Annotated in this window: 14 protein-coding genes; all 14 read left to right on the top strand. The window is 36.1% G+C overall.

Annotated elements, in window-relative coordinates:
• Positions 1-94 precede the first annotated feature (94 nt).
• The 14 genes from nikA (at position 95) to AC2YJL_RS15370 (ending at position 15,208) form a co-directional block, all read left to right on the top strand.
• A complete protein-coding gene (gene nikA / locus AC2YJL_RS15435) occupies positions 95-1,720 on the top strand; it encodes a nickel ABC transporter substrate-binding protein (RefSeq protein WP_195694803.1) in 1,626 nt (541 codons plus the stop codon).
• A gap of 16 nt (positions 1,721-1,736) precedes the next feature.
• Positions 1,737-2,681, top strand: coding sequence for a nickel ABC transporter permease subunit NikB (gene nikB, locus AC2YJL_RS15430; RefSeq protein WP_230932357.1), 945 nt, complete (start codon positions 1,737-1,739; stop codon positions 2,679-2,681).
• Positions 2,678-3,511, top strand: coding sequence for a nickel ABC transporter permease subunit NikC (nikC, locus tag AC2YJL_RS15425; RefSeq protein ID WP_230932358.1), 834 nt, complete (start codon positions 2,678-2,680; stop codon positions 3,509-3,511). The genes nikB and nikC overlap by 4 nt, the downstream gene beginning before the upstream one ends.
• A gap of 16 nt (positions 3,512-3,527) precedes the next feature.
• A complete protein-coding gene (gene nikD, locus AC2YJL_RS15420) occupies positions 3,528-4,355 on the top strand; it encodes a nickel import ATP-binding protein NikD (RefSeq protein ID WP_195694801.1) in 828 nt (275 codons plus the stop codon).
• A 32-nt stretch (positions 4,356-4,387) separates the two neighbouring features.
• Entirely contained in the window at positions 4,388-5,209 is an 822-nt protein-coding gene (nikE, locus tag AC2YJL_RS15415) for a nickel import ATP-binding protein NikE (protein WP_230932359.1), read from the top strand.
• A 101-nt stretch (positions 5,210-5,310) separates the two neighbouring features.
• The gene (locus tag AC2YJL_RS15410; protein WP_230932360.1) at positions 5,311-6,618 is read left to right on the top strand and encodes an MATE family efflux transporter; all 1,308 of its coding nucleotides are present in this window, start codon (positions 5,311-5,313) and stop codon (positions 6,616-6,618) included.
• Between the two features lie 614 nt (positions 6,619-7,232).
• On the top strand, positions 7,233-7,928 hold the full coding sequence (locus tag AC2YJL_RS15405) for a Na-translocating system protein MpsC family protein (RefSeq protein ID WP_043981826.1): 696 nt from the start codon (positions 7,233-7,235) through the stop codon (positions 7,926-7,928).
• 177 nt (positions 7,929-8,105) lie between these two features.
• Positions 8,106-8,321: a hypothetical protein gene (locus tag AC2YJL_RS15400; RefSeq protein ID WP_195694798.1), complete on the top strand. Its 216-nt coding sequence runs from the start codon at positions 8,106-8,108 to the stop codon at positions 8,319-8,321.
• A 138-nt stretch (positions 8,322-8,459) separates the two neighbouring features.
• The gene (locus AC2YJL_RS15395) at positions 8,460-9,149 is read left to right on the top strand and encodes a Na-translocating system protein MpsC family protein (protein WP_230932361.1); all 690 of its coding nucleotides are present in this window, start codon (positions 8,460-8,462) and stop codon (positions 9,147-9,149) included.
• 117 nt (positions 9,150-9,266) lie between these two features.
• Positions 9,267-9,698 (top strand): ATP-binding protein, encoded by a 432-nt coding sequence (locus tag AC2YJL_RS15390; RefSeq protein ID WP_230932362.1) that lies wholly within the window; start codon positions 9,267-9,269, stop codon positions 9,696-9,698.
• 510 nt (positions 9,699-10,208) lie between these two features.
• Positions 10,209-11,597, top strand: coding sequence for an aminotransferase-like domain-containing protein (locus AC2YJL_RS15385; protein ID WP_230932363.1), 1,389 nt, complete (start codon positions 10,209-10,211; stop codon positions 11,595-11,597).
• 112 nt (positions 11,598-11,709) lie between these two features.
• Positions 11,710-13,038, top strand: a complete 1,329-nt coding sequence (locus tag AC2YJL_RS15380; protein WP_230932364.1) for an MFS transporter — start codon at positions 11,710-11,712, stop codon at positions 13,036-13,038.
• A gap of 498 nt (positions 13,039-13,536) precedes the next feature.
• Positions 13,537-14,799, top strand: coding sequence for a glycoside hydrolase family 18 protein (locus AC2YJL_RS15375; protein WP_230932365.1), 1,263 nt, complete (start codon positions 13,537-13,539; stop codon positions 14,797-14,799).
• Between the two features lie 73 nt (positions 14,800-14,872).
• Positions 14,873-15,208 carry a L,D-transpeptidase gene (locus AC2YJL_RS15370; RefSeq protein ID WP_230932366.1) on the top strand — a complete coding sequence of 112 codons (336 nt, stop codon included), beginning with the start codon at positions 14,873-14,875 and terminating at the stop codon, positions 15,206-15,208.
• The last annotated feature ends 51 nt before the right edge of the window (positions 15,209-15,259 follow it).

The following is a 15,259-nucleotide window of genomic DNA, read 5'->3' as shown; positions in this document are numbered from 1 at the left end:
TGAAAATAAAGTTTTCAATATTACATTGACAAGAATACAAATCCTGCTTACAATTGAAAACGATTATCAACATCAAGTAGGAGGAGACACCGTTATGTCTAAGGGGAAAATTAGTCTGAAAATTAAGTTAACATTTGTGTTTATTTTAATTTTGTCAACATTATTAGTTGGTTGTTCAAATAATAATAATGGAGAATCAACAGCGAAAGGCAGTCATGATAATATGCTTACGATTGCTTGGCCGAGAGATGTAGGGGAAATGAATCCACATGTCTACAACCCTTCACAATTATTTGCTCAATCTATGGTGTATGAACCGTTAGTAAGCTATCAAGCTGGCGGTAAGATAAAACCAAGTCTAGCTAAGTCATGGGAAATCTCTGAGGACGGTAAAGTATACACGTTTCATTTGCGTGAAGGTGTAAAATTTTCCGATGGAACAGATTTTAATGCAGAAATTGTTAAAAAGAATTTTGACACTATTTTGAATAATAAAGAATTACATAGTTGGTTGGGTTTCATTACAAAAATAGCTCAGACAGAAGTAGTGGATAAAAATACTTTTAAATTAACATTGACTGAACCATATTACCCAACAATTCAAGAGCTAGCTGTGGTTCGACCAGTTCGTTTCTTGGGGGAAGCTGGTTTTCCTAAAGATGGTGATACTTCAAAAGGTATCGTTAAACCCGTAGGTACAGGTCCATGGATTTTAGAAAAGTACAAAGCAGACGAATATGCTATTTATAAACGCAATGAAAATTATTGGGGAGAGCTTCCAAAAGTAGAAAAAATCAAAGTGAAAGTTATTCCAGATGCGGAAACGAGAGTACTCGCATTTGAAAAAGGTGATTTGGATATGATTTATGGAGAAGGAGTTGTCAGTCTAGACACGTTTAAGCAATTAAAGTCTACTGGAAAATATGAAACTAGGGTTTCTGAACCAATTGCCACAAGACAGCTTGTTATGAATACAAAAACAGAACAGCTTTCAGATGAACGTGTAAGGCAAGCCCTGCATTATGGTTTTAACAAAGAAGCGTTGGTTAAAGGAGTGACTTCAGGTTTAGAAGAAAAAGCAGACCATATCTTACCTACAAATTTACCTTACACGAAAGATATTGATGCGAAGTTGGTAAAGTATAATGTAGAAAAAGCAAAGGCCTTACTAAACAAAGCAGGATGGAAACTCCCTAAAGGAAAAACAGTTCGTGAAAAGGATGGAAAGTTACTTGAAATTGACCTAATGTATGATTCAGCAGAATCAATTCAAAAGGCAATGGCCGAAACTCTTCAATCTGAATGGGCGGCAATTGGTGTGAAATTAAACATTGAGGGAGTTGAACTACCAGACCAAGTTCAAAGATTTAAAGATAATAAATTTGATATTAATTTCTATAGTAATTTTGGTGCACCTTATGATCCTCATACATTTTTAAACATTGTCTCATCAAAAGGGTATGGATTTAATGAAGCTATTTCAGCATACCCAAATAAAGATGAATTAATTAAACAAATGGCGAAGGTTCCTCAAACAACAGATGAAAAAGAGCGCCAACAGCTTTATTCGTCTATTTTAAAGTCAATACAAGACCAAGGAGCTATTATTCCTATTTCATATATGAAGAAAACAGCCATTTATCAAAAGAATGTAACGAATTTTAATTTCCCTGCTAATCGTGACGAGAATCCATTCACAGGAATTAGCATCAAACAGTAACTAGCAGGAGGTTTTCATGGGCAATTATATACTGAAACGAATTATGTCCATCATTCCAGTGTTTCTTTTGGCCGCACTTCTCACGACTGGAATGGTTCACCTTTCATCGGTGGATCCAGCTGAAGCTTATTTAACAGCAGCACATATCCAACCGACTGATGAGATTTTAGCTCAAAAAAGACATGAGTTTGGTTTAGACCAGCCATTCTTTATTCAATATGCAAACTCTATTATGAAGATATGCCAACTTGATTTTGGCATATCTTATGTTTCGAATATGCCCGTTTGGGATGAAGTTATATATCGAATACCAGCGACCATCCAACTAGCTATAGCGAGTATATTAATAGCCGTGTTCGTCAGCGTGCCTCTTGGATTCCTAGCGGGAGTAAAGAAGGGCAGCGCTATTGATCATTTTAGTCGTTTAATTTCCTTTTTTGGTGCATCTATTCCAACTTTTTGGCTGGGCTATATATTGGTTTTTTTCTTTTCTGTTAAGCTTAACCTTTTTCCAGTTGAGGGAATTGGGACATGGCAGCATCTTGTACTGCCTTCCATTACGCTAGCTCTTCCTTTAATAGCAATGTATACAAGATTGTTACGTGCGAGTGTTCTTGAAAACTTGCAACAACCATATGTGCTATTTGCTCGAACTAGAGGACTTAAAGAAAAAACGATTATGACAAAACATGTGCTGAGAATTGCTATTACCCCAATGATAACTGGGCTTGGAATGAATCTTGGAAAATTGCTTACGGGCACAATTATCGTTGAATCGGTTTTTTCTTGGCCTGGATTTGGGCGTTATTTCATTGAAGCTATTTTTAATCGTGATATACCTGTTATACAATGCTACGTGCTAATAGCAGCCAGTTTGTTTATTTTGAGTAATTTAATTGTAGATATAGTTCAAATGTATATAGACCCGCGTATTTCCAGGAAAGAAGGACAGCATCGATGATAACAAGTATACGTACGATATTTAAAAGTCAAAAAGTAATTCCCATATGTTCAACAATATTAGGTATTCTTTTTATCATCGCCATATTGGCCCCTTGGATTACACCAAATGATCCCATTGCCGTCAATTTAGCTTATAAATTGCAGCCTCCAAGCTGGGATTTTCCATTAGGAACTGATCATTTAGGAAGATGTAACTTGTCACGTATTTTATATGGAGCACGCATCTCATTAGGTTTTGCTATACTTATTTTCATTTCATCGTTAGCAATTGGTTTAATTATTGGAACGTTTTCAGGTTATAAAGGCGGTTGGATTGATCATGTTTTAATGAGATTTTGCGATGGTGTTATGGCTTTTCCAAGCCTTATTCTTGTATTAGGATTGGTTGGTATATTTGGGCCTGGACTGTCACAAGTAATCTTAGCGCTGATGCTTGTACAATGGGTTTATTACGCGAGAATGTTCCGAGGAATGGTCCTTAGTTTGAAAGAACAGAACTTCATCTCCGCTGCGAAGATCAGCGGTTCTTCTCAATGGAAGATCATTAAAAATCATATTATCCCCAATGTGTTACCTCCGCTTGTTGTAATGGGTACGTTGGAAATGGGATGGGCTATCATGGATATATCTGCTATGTCTTTTCTGGGATTGGGCGTCCAGTCTCCTACACCTGAATGGGGAGCAATGATTCACGAAGGAAAATCATATATTCGGACGAATCCAGAACTGATGCTTTATCCAGGTTTGTCTATTATGCTTGTTATTGTTACATTCAATCTATTAGGCGAATCGTTATCAGAACGTTACGGTGTCAAACGTCGATTTTGAAAAGGAATGAAGAAAGTTGGGAACAGAAGAGTCAAAAGTCTTACAAGTTAGAGATTTACGTGTTCAAATAAAAACAAAAAATGGTGTTGCAACTCTTGTTCAAGATATAAATTTTGAACTGAAGCCTGGGGAAATTCTTGGTCTTATTGGTGAAAGCGGTTGTGGTAAAACCGTTACAAGCATGTCCATTCTCCAGCTCCTCAATCGTAAGGAAACAACAATTGAAGGGAGCATAACGCTAAAAGGCCAAGAATTAAATGGTTTAGCTGAGAAAGAAATGCGTAAGATTCGTGGAAAGGATATAGCCTTTATTATGCAAAACCCGATGAATGCTTTTACGCCAGTTTTTACTATTGGACACCAATTTATTGAGACTATTCGCTCTCATACGCATTGGAATAAAAAACAGGCAAAAGAGCTTGCCGTTGAGTCAATGAAACAAGTGAATTTACCTGACCCTGACAAGCTTTTGAAATACTATCCTTTTCAACTGAGTGGAGGTATGCTTCAACGATTAATGATTGCTATTGCCGCAAGCCTGCATCCAGCTATTATTATTGCAGATGAACCGACAACCGCGTTAGATGTAAACAATCAGAAGAATGTACTACATCATTTAGATAAAATTCGTTCTGAATATGGTTCAGCAATTTTATTAATCTCTCACGACCTAGGAGTTATCTCTGAAATGGCAGATGAAGTAGCCGTTATGCAACATGGGAAAATAGTAGAAAAAGCAGGTGTATTTCAGCTATTTGATTCACCAACGCATGAGTATACAAAGAAACTGCTAAATGCAAGACCAGCATTATATTTAGAAGAACCTGTGATCAACTTAATTTGATATGTAAAAAGCATTTTATAAGAGGTGAACAAGTGAGTTTATTACAAGTAAATGAAGTCACTCATAGCTACGGAAACCGAACGTTTTTCAAATGGCAAAATCGTTCTAAGAAAGTACTTTCTGATATCTCCTTCTCTATTAAAGAAGGGACATGCTTAGGAATGCTTGGTACGAGTGGAGCCGGTAAAAGTACTTTAGGAAAAGTAATTCTCGGCTTGGAAAAGCCACAGCATGGACAGGTTCTTTTTCAAGGACATGACATCTATACTGTAGATAAATATACTCGCCAAAAAATTCGGCGTGATCTTCAAGTTGTTTTTCAAGATTCGTACTCAGCAGTTAATCCCCGAATGACGGCTGAACGTATTATTGCAGAACCGTTAGAAAACTATGAAAAATTAACATTGGCTGAACAAAAACGAACCGTGATTGAGTTATTAGAAAGAGTAGGGCTTGATGAAAAAGACTTAAAAAAATATCCGCATCAATTTAGCGGCGGTCAGCTGCAAAGGATCAATATTGCAAGGGCAGTCTCTCTTAAGCCAAAGCTCATTGTTTTAGACGAATCTGTAAGCAGTCTAGACATGGTTACGCAAACTCTCATTTTAGAACTATTAAAGGAGTTAAAAGAAGACTTTGGTCTGTCGTATTTTTTTATTACACATGATATCAAAGCTGCTCATATGATTAGCGATACATTAGGTGTATTAGAAAAAGGAGAATTAATCGAATACTATAATTCGAAAAATCAGTTCTTTACTTCAAACAATCCTGTGGTAAAAGAGATGAGAAGTTCTATACTTGCAGAGCATCCGCGTTTTCGTTCAATTAGAGCAAGAAATAATCATATCTAATTTAAAAGTATACCCATGTATTTAAAGGCCTCGATTTCATCCACGTAATCGAGGCTATTGCTTTTGTGTTTAACTCAAAATGATAGAAGGAGGCCGGTTGGATGAATCATCGTACGTATCTTACTTTGGCGATTCCCCTGACAATCTCAACGATGACTACGCCTTTATTAGGTGCGGTTGATACTGCTGTTGTAGGGCAACTTCCAGCTCCAGCTTATATTGGAGGAGTTGCGGTAGGAACTCTTATTTTTAATACGTTATATTGGGTGTTTGGCTTTTTAAGAGTTAGTACATCCGCCTTTGCCGCACAAGCAAATGGGGCCAGTGATCCAGATCAGGGAGTACTTGCTTTATCCCGGCCATTTTTATTAGCTGTAATAGTAGGGCTGCTTTTTATTCTTTTACAATGGCCGATTGAACATGCGGCTCTCCTAGTAATTTCTCCTGATGCTGATGTAAGTAGGTTTGCAGTAGAATATTTTAGGATTAGAATATGGGGAGCACCTTTTACACTGATGAACTATGTGATTCTTGGTTGGTTAATGGGAATGGCTAAGATTAAAGAATCTCTATGTTTGCAGATAATTACAAATGTTTTGAATATGTTTTTAGCTATTCTTTTTGTCCATGTTTTTTCTTTTGATGTACAAGGAGTTGCTACAGCAACCTTGATTGCTGAAGTTACGGCCTTCATATTAGGAGTATTCATCATTTTGAAAGCATCTCCGTTTAAATGGAAAATGCCATCGATTCAGGCACTTATGAATACAAATTCTATGAAGAGGATGTTTAATGTTAACAAGGATTTGTTTATTCGTACTATTTGTTTACTGGTCGTTATTAATATGTTCACAGCAAAAGGTGCTTCGTTTGGTACAGAATTTCTAGCTGCAAATGCTGTATTATTTCAAATCCACTACATAATGGCTTATTTCTTTGATGGATTTGCTAATGCTTCCAGTATTCTTGTTGGTAAAGCAGTAGGTTCAAATGATAAAGAGCTATATAAAAAAATACTTACTTTATCTAGACAGTGGTCGGTAATAACAGCAGTTACTATAGCCAGTTTATATGCACTTTTTCAAGAGCAGGTTATTGGGCTATTTACAAATTTGCCTGATGTGATTGAACTTTCACTTACGTATGGAGTATGGCTTATCATCTATCCCTTTGTTGCTTGTTTTGGCCTTGTCCTTTATGGGGTTTTTACAGGAGCAACTGAAATTGCTCCCGTTCGAAATTCTATGATTTACGCGATGATTGTCTATATCATTATACAGATTACAGCAACTCCTATCTGGCATAATCATGGCCTATGGCTGGCTTTCATCATCTATACTATCGGGCGATCAGGGTTCCTAGTTATGTACACTCCTCAATTAAATAAAAAATTGTTACAGCTAAAGTGAGAAGGCTGAAAAAATTATAACAAGATAGCTCCGGTTCATTCATGAGGGAATCCTTCAAAAGCGGATATACTAACGGTGCTGCTACTCTCTTAAATAGATAGGGTTATTAAGAAAGAAAGCAGCCAGGGAGGACGGCTTTCTTTCTTAATAAAGGTCTGTTAAATGATTAGTAGGTTTTTATTTAAGTAAAGCAAGAAATAAGTAAGCAGCCAAGCGCTTTTTTAAGAAAGCTTTGGCTTTTTTGCACGTTTCCAAAGCTTAATTCTCTTTTACAAACAATTGTCCTCGCTCTAAAAATATATAGATTTCTGCTAAGAAATTAAAAAATTCGTTATCTGTCCCGACTGAATAAAAAAATTCCATTCATCATCGCATAATAAATTTCTTTATTGAAAACAGCCATACGAATCTAATGGATTCGTATTTTCCGGTGACATTCAAAATACTTCCTAAGCAATAGAAAGAAGAGGTTTTGAACGTCTATAATTAGGTTAAACATATTGTAATAATTATTTTTTGTTTATTCTGCATATTTAAATTATTCGTTCGTAATGGTACAATAAAATGATGGAAAGAGGATATGATGCTTCTTTCTTAATAAAGGATGAAAAAATATGGATATTAAAGCTCAGCAAACAAAGCTGGCGAATAATTTGGGCAAATTGTTACGAGATAACTTTGGAAAAGGTCCCGAGGCTGTTCATGTTACGATATATGAACCTTATGTTGTTATTTATGTCAGTGGCTTTGTATCGCCGATGGAACAAGTACTGTTAAATCAGAATGAAGAACTTCAAGTGATGACTACAAGAGAGCTGTTGGTAAAAACTCTTGAACCTCAAATTACCGGGCAAATTAAAGGGATTACAGACCTTGACATTCAGCACTTATATTATGATTGGAATTTAGATCATCACTCCGGAATTTTTGTGGGAGTTTGTTTAGACGATTTGAAAGCCGATTTGACTGAGGGCGACCCTTACCCAGGAAAACAAGCAATTCATGATCGCATTATAAAGATGAGTGAGATTGCACAAAAAGGGCCTGAAAAAATTTCTTCATATAAATTAAGTGATCGTACATTGGTCATCGTAAGAGAAGGAATACTGGTGGCTATTGAAAAACAGCTAATTTCGTTGGGTTTTGATGACACCTTACGCATCTCTAAACGTCCTTTGGAAAAAGGAATCTTACGACAAAACGATGACTATGATGAGATATTAAATGCCGACATTCTTGATATTTTTGTGGATTGGGATTTTGAAAAGGATAATAGTATTATTACGCTTATTTTAAAACCAAAAAAGTAATGAGGCAGTAATGAATTGGACACACTGTGCCAAACATAAGCCGAGGAAGAAAAGCTCATACCTTTTCTTTTTCGGCTTATTTTTGTTGTCTAAAAAGAGTAAGTCCTTTTGTAACGGAATAATTCCCTAAAACAGCACCTAAAAATAGGATGTGCCAACAGAAAGGATTTGGTCGGGATGGCTGATAATCATGAGATCGTATTGTTTATAAAAGAGCTTCGTCAATTGTTGCAGGATTACCAAAAGTATGACAATGAATTATACAAAGAAGAAATTAGCAAGGATATACTACTTTTAAGTACTATTATCTATGGAAATAAAATTGGAATTTCAAATAAAAGAAGAATCTTTAAACACAAAAAATACAAAGGTAAACAGAAACCAATCTATTAAAGATATACTAGTATGCCTCATTTGCAATTTGTGAAAAGTGAATCTTCTTACCGAAAATGATCTTATGATGAAGAAGGATTTTTCATAAAACATCACGAATAGTATACCTTATGAAACTAGAAACTAGGTGCACCATCTATGGATAAAACGAAACTGGAAAAAGAATTAAGTAGCTATATGGGAAGGTTACTTCGTGAAAACTTTGGAAGAGGTCCTGGAGGTGTGTTCACCGTCATTTCTCCTCCTTTTATAACCGTTTATTTTAAAACCTTTTTATTACCTTTAGAAAAGGCTTTGTTAGACAAGGGACAAGTTATCTATGTTCAAAAAACACGTGATTTGTTAATGGAGACTTTAATTGAAGAGATAAAAGGATATATACAATTAAATATACATTTAGATATTGAAGAATTTTATTATGATTGGAATTTAGAGCTGCAGTCTGGGATGTTTATCATGATCCATTCTAATAAAGAAAACATAGCTAATCATTCCTATAAAAATCAGAAATTGCTGCATAAAGAAGTTGAGGAAGTAACTCAAAAAGCAGAAAAGTTCCCTCACAATGTTTCTTCTTATCTATTAGATCAGAGAACACTTCTTATAATCAGGGAAGGTATTATGGTAACTATAGAGAAAGAATTAGTTCAACTAGGATTTGAAGAAAACCTTACATTGGCTAAAAGAAATCTCGAAAAAAGGCTACTTTATGAACATAGTCAATCGTTAGAAGTAATTTTAGATTCAAAGGTAACAGATATACTAGTAGCATGGGACTTTCATAAAGATAAAAGTACAATTCTTCTGATTTTAAACCCAACTTCATAACGGCACTGATAAGCTAGGCACTGAACTAGATGTAGGCCAAAAAGAAAGGTTATATAACCTTTCTTTTTGGCCTATTATTTTTTTACTACTATTAAAATAAAGAAAGTGGTGATACTTATGCTATTTCAATCGGATGAAGGAAAGGAACCTTTAACTGTTGAGATACACACTGAAGTGGATATAGTAGAAGCGCGTCAGAAAGGGCGAATGTTTTCTAACTGCTTAGGCTTCAGCACACTCGATCAAGCCCGAATTATTACGACTATTTCAGAATTGTCCAGAAATATATATAAATATGCCACTACGGGAAAAATTATAATGGAAATAATAGAGAATCAACTTGAAATAGGACTAAAAATAATTGCTATAGATAAAGGACCAGGCATTAAAAATATTCAAAAAGCGATGGAAAGTGGCTATACAACGTCAGGAGGGTTAGGCGTTGGTTTATCAGGGGTAAAAAAATTAATGGACGAATTCACCATATCATCTCAAGAAGACCATGGTGTTAACATCGAGGTTATAAAATGGAAAAAAAGAAATAAATAAAAGAAACACAAGTTAAAATGGAAACGTTTATTTACAACAGTAGTTAAAGATTTGTATAAATTCATCAGTAGTTAGACTGAAAAATAGATTTTTTTTAAGCCCCCTTAGGGTCAAAAAATTTTAAAAAGTTTAAGAAAGAACTGACTTCCTCTTTACAAAAGGCTCCTTTATTGAATAGGAGATAGCTTCTAAAAATATCATCCCCTGATGATCCTGCTCTAGGTCTAGGGTACGGTTAAGATATTTCACATGCTTGAGTTGGTACCTCCAGCATGTGCTTCTCCTCTATTAACTCCTAGCAGTAGGACAAAAATTTTTCTCCGCAGTAATCACAAGAGGCTTAGAAACATGAGAAAAAGGTGTAGAAAATTATGAGCAATTGGATTTAATCGTTAAAATAATTGATCATAATCAAGTCTCAAAAACCATAGATTCTCGAAAATTATTAATAATGATAATTGTGATATAAACAGTACAAGTATATAATTGTGTGAAAAAAGGATGGATACTATGCCAATTAATTCGTTTGAAAATTATCCGATGAGCTGGAAACCATCTGTTGATAAAACAAGAAAGCCTATTTACCAAGCTATTGCAGGCCAATTGGAAGAGGATATTATCAAGGGAGTTTTATTACCAGGAACAAAACTTCCTCCACAGAGAGAGCTAGCCGATTATTTAGATTTAAATTTGAGTACGATTTCAAAAGCATTTAAAGTGTGTGAGCTAAAGGGTTTATTAAGTGCTACTGTTGGAAGTGGTACATTCGTATCGTATGATGCGTTATCGAATGCGTATTTACTCGAAGATATAAAGCCTAGCCACTTAATTGAAATGGGAGCGACACTGCCAGACAATGATTCATACGAGCCGCTTCTCCTTCAACTAAAAGATATGCTACAAGAGACTGATTACGAAAAGTGGTTTAGTTATGGGAGGCCAGGTGAAAGTCTTTGGCAAAAAGATGCAGCTGTAAAGCTGATGAGAAGAGGCGGATTCAAAACAACAGTTGATCACATTTTATTTGCAAATGGAGGACAAAATGCAATTGCTGCAACACTAGCGAGTCTTTGTCAGCCTGGAGATCGCATCGGGGTTGATCATCACACTTATCCAGGTTTAAAAACGGTTGCAGCTATGCTTAGTGTACAATTAGTACCGATAAAATCAAAGAATTATGAAATGAGTCCAACTGCTTTTGAATATGCATGTAAAAATGATAATATTAAAGGCATTTACTTGATACCAGACTACCATAATCCCACTGCTTGCTGTATGTCTGTTGAAAACCGAGAAAGGCTTGCCGTCATTGCAAAAAAATATAACCAATTTATTATTGAAGATGCAACGTATCATCTCCATCATGAGCAACCAATGCCAGCAGTGGCATCATATGCACCAGAACAAGTCATCTATATTGCGAGTTTATCAAAATCAATAGCACCAGGGTTACGACTAGCATATGTAGCAGCGCCTAGTCGATTTAAAGAGCCTATTTCAAAAGCACTTTATAATTTAAATATATCAGTTTCACCATTATTAGCAGAGCTAACAGCACGTATTATTGTGTCAAATCAATTTGAACCCTTAGTAGAGAATCATCGTCAACAAGCTATTCTCAGAAATCGAATTGCAAATCAACATTTAGAAAATTACACGTGTTTAGGTATGGAAACTGGTATATTTCGTTGGTTACTATTACCAGAAAAGATTACAGGCGCTGAATTTGAAACATTAGCTGAGCAGCAGGGCGTACAAGTGTATGCAGCAGAACGCTTTGTAGTGGGAAACAGTTGTCCAGACAGAGCTGTAAGGATCGCTGTCTGTGCACCGAAAACAATTGGAGAGCTTGAGCAAGGATTGATTATCCTTAAACGTTTACTTAACGACCATTTATAATATTGTTTGCCATACAATTATAATATTGTATGGTTTTTTTATGCGTGTTATGATAATCCAAATCTAGTAATAATATTTTTAAAAATAGAATGAGTTTTCTGAAAGGAAGGTTATGATGGTAAACGAGGATCATGTAAAAGCTTCAGACACCCAATCAACTTGTTTACAAGAATATGTTAATTCACCAGAGAAACAAAAAGCTTTATATAAACGAACCTTATTTGTTGTAAGTGTTTCTCAAATCTTTGGCGGTGCAGGATTGGCAGCAGGAGTTACTGTCGGTGCACTTATTGCACAAGAAATGCTTGGTACAGATGCCTATGCAGGAGTACCGACGGCTCTATTTACTTTAGGATCTGCAGGAGCTGCTTGGTTAGTAGGAAAGCTTTCTCAAAAAAAAGGGCGTCGTGCAGGACTTACGACGGGTTTTATTCTAGGGGGAGTTGGAGCAATTGGTGTTATTTTTTCTGCCATTCTTAATAGTGTTTTTCTTCTTTTTCTTTCGCTCCTCGTTTATGGGTCAGGAACAGCTACTAATCTACAAGCGCGTTATGCAGGAACAGATTTAGCCAAAGCAAAACAACGAGGGACCGCTGTTAGTGTGGCCATGGTTTTCACTACATTTGGAGCCGTTGCAGGTCCGAATTTAGTTGATGTGATGGGGAATTTTGCTCTTTCTATTGGTGTCCCAGCACTTGCAGGGCCTTTCATTTTAGCAGCAGTTGCATATATAGTAGCTGGTCTTGTATTTTATGGTATGCTGCGTCCGGATCCGTTACTGATTGCAAGAACAATAGAAGCGAATAAACAAGAACGTAACGCTCAAAAAAATTCAACGAATGCTAAGCAATCAACGAACAAAAAAGGAGTGGCTGTTGGCGCCACAGTTATGGTCCTTACTCAAATTGTAATGGTCGCTATAATGACGATGACACCTGTGCACATGAAACATCATGGCCACGGGCTAACTGAAGTAGGAGTTGTAATTGGCTTTCATATTGGTTCTATGTATCTTCCTTCATTATTTACAGGGGTCTTAATTGATAAAATTGGACGAACGGCAATGACAATTGCTTCAGGAGTTATCCTTCTTTTAGCTGGGCTGGTAGCAGCTATGGCACCGAGTGATTCAATGGTTCTTCTAGTGGTTGCTCTATCATTACTTGGATTAGGATGGAACTTAGGTTTAATTAGCGGGACAGCTCAAATAGTGGATGCTACAGAACCATTAACACGTGCGAAAACACAAGGTACTATAGACGTTTTAATTGCTTTAGCGGGAGCTTCCGGAGGAGCTTTATCCGGAATGGTTGTGGCTCAATCAAGTTATGCCGTTTTATCATTAAGTGGAGGAATTCTATCTTTGATATTAATTCCGGTTATCATATGGGCTTATAGGAGTACAGGTGAAAATAAAGTTAAAGTAGGTCAAGGACTTTAATTTATCTGTGGTATGGAAGCCCGGTTCTGAAATAAATCATGTCACTCAAATTTACTTGTATTCTTCTACTTCCGTTTAAAGAATTGAATTCTTTTTTACAGAGACTACATTGACATTTCAATTACACGAATGACCTTCTACCTAACAGAGGAGAAGGTTTTTCGATTTTAATTATTCATTAAGACTAATATTAATCGCCGCGTTGTTTATATTGTTTAAAATAGTTTTATTTCTTAACTTAATCCTACCCGACAAATAATCATCCTTTTTCAAGCATGCTAAAAGCATACATTTATGATATATAGATTTTGATGTAATCTTTGGAACATTTCTACCCGTATGAGGGGCGCAATAGAGGAGGGAGTGTGTAAAGAGACTCCCCCTCACTTAACTCAGTTATATATACAAACAATACTCATATACATTTATTGAATGGCTTCTTTAAACTTGTCACGAAATAAAACATAATTCAATAAAGAGTACATGGGAGGAGAAAACATGTTTGTTCATATAGTTCAACGGGGTGATACCCTGTCTTCAATAAGCAGTAGATATGATTATCCCATTGCGCAGCTTAGGAGGGTAAATGGGTTAGAAGAAACAAATATTGTTCCAGGTCAAGCCTTACTTATAGCTTCTTATGTATACACAGTTCAACCTGGTGATACGATGAGGAGTATTGCTAAAAAAGCTTATGTATCCTTAGAACAATTAAAAAGAGCTAATCCTTCAGTCCATTATAATTATTTGCAGGTGGGAATGAAAATGAAAATCCCTAATATATCCGACTATATTGCAGGTACACTGGAGTATTATGCGGTTCGAAATCCAGAATTAGATCGCGATTTAATTACTGATTTTGCAACTTATTCCTCGTCCATTTCTATCTTTGAATATCATTTTGGCAGCAATGGAGATATTATGAACGATTTAAACGATTTAGTAGCGATTGAAACGACTTGGAAAAACCGAGTTACACCGTTAGTTACGATTACTAATCTAACCTCTGAAGGATTTAGTTCTGATCTTGCCCATCAAGTTTTAAATAATCCTCAGGCCAGAAACAATCTTGTTAATAATATTTTTTATTTAGTATCTAGAAAAGGATACGGCGGGGTGAATATTGATTTCGAGCGTGTAAAGGCCGAGGATAGAGATCTTTTTACAGGATTTTTACGTCAGCTGGGTGAACGTTTAAAACCTGCAGGGTACGTGTTGACCATAGCGGTTCCAGCGAAGACAAGCGAAGATATTCCTTGGTTAAAAGGGTATGATTACGGGGGAATAGGTGCCGTTGTTAACTATATGTTCATTATGGCATATGATTGGCATCATGCAGGCAGCGAACCAGGGCCTGTTGCACCTATTACTGAAGTAAAAAGAACAATAGAATTTGCAATAAAAAGCGTTCCGCGAAGAAAACTTATCATTGGAGTCCCTTTGTATGGATATAACTGGTCAATTCCTTACAAGTCTGGCACAGTAGCATCTGCTATATCCAATCAAAATGCAATCAAAACAGCGATGAGATATCAGTCTCCCATTCAATATTCAAAAGAGTACAAATCTCCGTTTTTTCGGTACAAAGATCAAGCGGGGCAGATGCATGAAGTATGGTTTGAAGATGTCAGAAGCATGAGTGAAAAAATGGTGTTAGTTCATCAATTCGGCTTGCAAGCAATAGGAGCTTGGCAATTAACGCTTGGATTTACTCCAGGGCCTTGGCTTTTAAAGAAATTTTTTACTATTAGAACGGTATAAATAGTATTAGTTATTATGGATTAATCTAGAAAATTTCATGTATAGTAACTTATAAGAAGTTGGAGGTACTGCCATGGCAAAAAAGATAGATGTCTCAATAAAGCAGCATCAATTAAAACTATATGATGGAGCTAAATTAGTAAAGACATATCCTATTGCTGTAGGGAAAATGATCACTCCAACTCCAACTGGAAAATTTAAAATTATTAATAAAGATACTACTCCTCCAGCTGTATTTGGCCCCTTATGGATGGGACTGTCAAAACCTACATATGGAATACACGGGACTAATGATCCAGCTTCTATTGGCAGAGATATGTCACATGGATGTGTCAGAATGGACAATGAAGATATTCTAGAACTTTCCTCTGCAGTTCCCATTGGAACGCCGGTTTATATACATAAATAATAGTTTAAGAAGAGCACGACTGCTTACATTTAGCTAATTGTCGGGATCGAG

The organism is Priestia sp. SRI_019 (assembly GCF_057586255.1).
This window is presented reverse-complemented; position numbering and strand designations above follow the sequence as displayed.

Excerpts from the sequence above, each read along its gene's own strand:
- AC2YJL_RS15410 (WP_230932360.1), top strand. The coding sequence starts at position 5,311 with ATGAATCATCGTACGTATCTTACTTTGGCGATTCCCCTGACAATCTCA.
- nikA (WP_195694803.1), top strand. The coding sequence starts at position 95 with ATGTCTAAGGGGAAAATTAGTCTGAAAATTAAGTTAACATTTGTGTTT.
- AC2YJL_RS15380 (WP_230932364.1), top strand. The coding sequence starts at position 11,710 with ATGATGGTAAACGAGGATCATGTAAAAGCTTCAGACACCCAATCAACT.
- AC2YJL_RS15395 (WP_230932361.1), top strand. The coding sequence starts at position 8,460 with ATGGATAAAACGAAACTGGAAAAAGAATTAAGTAGCTATATGGGAAGG.
- AC2YJL_RS15390 (WP_230932362.1), top strand. The coding sequence starts at position 9,267 with ATGCTATTTCAATCGGATGAAGGAAAGGAACCTTTAACTGTTGAGATA.
- nikB (WP_230932357.1), top strand. The coding sequence starts at position 1,737 with ATGGGCAATTATATACTGAAACGAATTATGTCCATCATTCCAGTGTTT.
- AC2YJL_RS15375 (WP_230932365.1), top strand. The coding sequence starts at position 13,537 with ATGTTTGTTCATATAGTTCAACGGGGTGATACCCTGTCTTCAATAAGC.
- AC2YJL_RS15400 (WP_195694798.1), top strand. The coding sequence starts at position 8,106 with ATGGCTGATAATCATGAGATCGTATTGTTTATAAAAGAGCTTCGTCAA.
- AC2YJL_RS15405 (WP_043981826.1), top strand. The coding sequence starts at position 7,233 with ATGGATATTAAAGCTCAGCAAACAAAGCTGGCGAATAATTTGGGCAAA.
- AC2YJL_RS15385 (WP_230932363.1), top strand. The coding sequence starts at position 10,209 with ATGCCAATTAATTCGTTTGAAAATTATCCGATGAGCTGGAAACCATCT.
- nikC (WP_230932358.1), top strand. The coding sequence starts at position 2,678 with ATGATAACAAGTATACGTACGATATTTAAAAGTCAAAAAGTAATTCCC.
- AC2YJL_RS15370 (WP_230932366.1), top strand. The coding sequence starts at position 14,873 with ATGGCAAAAAAGATAGATGTCTCAATAAAGCAGCATCAATTAAAACTA.